Genomic DNA, 2976 nt, shown 5'->3' with positions numbered 1-2976 from the left:
ACCGCCCGGCGCCCGGCACTGCTGGCCGCTGCCCGGCTCGCGGTGGCCGACGGCGAGCTGGACACCCTGGCCCGCCGCCTGATGTCCCAGCTCGTGCGCGCCATGGTCGCCCACTTCGGCACCGGGGCCGCCGCCCCCGACCTGTACGGCATCCACGGCCTGGTCCTCGATGTCGCCGAGCGGCGCGGACTGCCCCGCGAGAAGGCCGCCGCCCTGCTGAACCTCGGCGACGTGGACGCCCAGACCGGCCGCACCCGCGCCGCGCTGGCCCGCTACCGGGCCGCGCTGGACGCCGGACGCGAGGCGAACGACCCCTACGCCACCGGCCGCGCGATGGAATCCGTAGGCGGCGCCCACCAGGAGCTGGGCGACCACGACCGGGCCGCGGACTGGTTCGGCCGCGCCCTGTCCCAGCGCCTCGCCCGCGGCGAGCGCGCCGAGGCCGCCCGGCTCTACGGCCGTATCGCCACCGCCCACACCTACGCGGGCCGGTACGGCGAGGCGCAGCGCAACTGGCGGGCGGCCCTCGCCGGGTACCGCAAGGAGGGCGACATCGCGGCCCACGCCCGCGCCCTGAGCGAGCTGGCCCGCGTCCAGGAGTACGCCGGGCGGCCCGAGGAGTGCCTGCGCACCTGCCAGGAGGCGGTGGAGTGGGCGCGGCGCGCGGAGGACACCCGGCTGCTCGCCGCGCTGCAGCTGCGGCTGGCCGACACCCTGGACCGGCTCGGCGACCCCACGGCCGCCCAACTGCACCGCGCGGCGGCCGAGCGCATGCTGGAAGAGGAGGCGGCCACCGGGACCGCCGCCGACGGAGAGCCGGGGGAATCGAACCCCCATCGCTCAGGTGCCTGCGAAATCCGTAGTGCATCCAATGAAGATTGATGCAATGGAAGGCTAGACACGCGGAACGCCTTCATTAGACTGGCTCTGCCGCACGTTCTCCTGCGGTGTCTCCCGGTGTGCCCCGGCACGCCCGGGTATGTCTTTCAGTGCACCCCCCCATACCCCCTGAGCCAAGGACCGTGATCGACGTGAAGGTCGGCATCCCCCGCGAGGTCAAGAACAACGAGTTCCGGGTGGCCATCACCCCCGCCGGCGTGCACGAGCTGGTGCGTAACGGCCACCAGGTCGTCATCGAGCGGGGCGCCGGTCTCGGCTCCTCGATCACGGACGAGGAGTACATCGCCGCCGGCGCCGGCATCCTCGACTCCGCCGACCAGGTGTGGGCCGAAGCCGACCTGCTGCTGAAGGTGAAGGAGCCGGTCGCGGAGGAGTACCACCGCCTGCGCAAGGACCAGATCCTCTTCACCTACCTGCACCTGGCCGCCTCCCGCGAGTGCACCGACGCGCTGCTGGAGTCCGGCACCACGGCGATCGCGTACGAGACCGTCGAGCTGACGAACCGCGCGCTGCCGCTGCTCGCCCCGATGTCCGAGGTCGCGGGCCGGCTCGCCCCGCAGGTCGGCGCCTACCACCTGATGCGCCCGGCCGGCGGCCGCGGTGTGCTCCCCGGCGGCGTGCCGGGCGTGACCCCGGCCAAGGCCGTCGTCATCGGCGGCGGTGTCTCCGGCTGGAACGCCACCCAGATCGCCGTCGGCATGGGCTTCGAGGTCACCCTGCTGGACCGCGACATCAACAAGCTGCGCGAGGCCGACCGGATCTTCGGCAGCAAGGTCAAGGCGATCATGTCCAACGCCTTCGAGCTGGAGAAGGCCGTCCTCGACGCGGACCTCGTCATCGGTGCCGTCCTCATCCCGGGTGCCAAGGCCCCGAAGCTGGTCACCAACGAGCTGGTGTCGCGGATGAAGCCCGGAAGTGTCCTTGTCGACATCGCCATCGACCAGGGCGGCTGCTTCGAGGACTCCCGTCCCACCACGCACGCCGAGCCGACCTTCCGGGTGCACAACTCGGTCTTCTACTGCGTCGCCAACATGCCCGGCGCGGTGCCCAACACCTCCACCAACGCGCTCACCAACGCGACGCTCCCGTACATCGTCTCGCTCGCCAACAACGGCTGGGTCGAGGCGCTGCGCCGGGACGAGGCGCTCGCCCGCGGCCTCAACACCCATGACGGCAAGGTCGTCTACAAGGAGGTCGCCGAGGCGCACGGCCTGGAGCACGTGGCGATCGAGACCCTGATCGGCTGACCTCCAGGGCGACGCCGAAGCACCAAGTCGCCCGCGCGGAAAAGGCGATTCGTCAACATGGATCGTCAACACCGCGAACCCGGCCGGACCTTGCCCGACAAGGTCCGGCCGGATGTGTGTATGGTCACTTTGCGACGCTAGGTCAACTCGCCTCGAACGTAACGCTTGGACCGATTCGCACACCGGTGAAACCTGCTGTGCGACGGCCGTACGCCCTTGACAGCGGGATGTTTCATTGTCGACACATCGTGCCGGGTCCGGCGGATTGTGTTGCTGCGGACCGCCGACACGCCATAGAGTCGCCAACCGTCGGCATGGTGCCACGCTGACCTTGTCTAGAAGTTTCCTGGTCACCAAGGAGGTAAGACGACTTGTGAATGAGTCGACATTTTCTCCCGGAGGTGGTCGACCAGGATTGCGCGGAGAGGGCCAGGGTCCCGAGGGACACGAGGCCGTCGGCTCCGTCGCGGTGCGCACCTTCGCAGCCCACCAGAGTCCGGTACCGCAGACGGCCCGGAGAGCACACCAGAGCATGGATGGCCAACACGTGAACGCCATGGCCGGCGACGGAAGTGGCGCGCCCCGCAACCACTTCGCCGACTACGACGAACTGCCCGAGGGGCACTTCTACGACCCCGACGCCGAGTACGAGCCCGATCCGGAGTACGCGGCCACGCTCGCGCCCGACGCGGCCCGCCAGCGCCGTGAGCGCGTCGGCCCGACCGGGCGCCCGCTGCCGTACTTCCCGATCCCGGGCCCGCTGACCGACCACGGCCCCGCGAAGATCATCGCCATGTGCAACCAGAAGGGCGGCGTCGGCAAGACCACG

At 70.5% G+C, this 2976-nt stretch carries 2 protein-coding genes and 1 pseudogene; all 3 read left to right on the top strand.

What is annotated here, in order from left to right; all coding sequences use genetic code 11:
- The coding region (locus GT030_RS20825) for a tetratricopeptide repeat protein (RefSeq protein ID WP_161202396.1) at positions 1-882 on the top strand (882 nt) is incomplete at its 5' end.
- 149 nt (positions 883-1031) lie between these two features.
- The gene (gene ald / locus GT030_RS20820) at positions 1032-2147 is read left to right on the top strand and encodes an alanine dehydrogenase (RefSeq protein WP_161202397.1); all 1116 of its coding nucleotides are present in this window, start codon (positions 1032-1034) and stop codon (positions 2145-2147) included.
- 415 nt (positions 2148-2562) lie between these two features.
- Positions 2563-2976: pseudogene (locus tag GT030_RS20815) on the top strand (ParA family protein); the annotation flags it as partial.

Source organism: Streptomyces sp. SID1328, assembly GCF_009865595.1.
In the GTDB taxonomy this organism is placed as follows: Bacteria; Actinomycetota; Actinomycetes; order Streptomycetales; family Streptomycetaceae; genus Streptomyces; species Streptomyces griseoluteus.
This window is presented reverse-complemented; position numbering and strand designations above follow the sequence as displayed.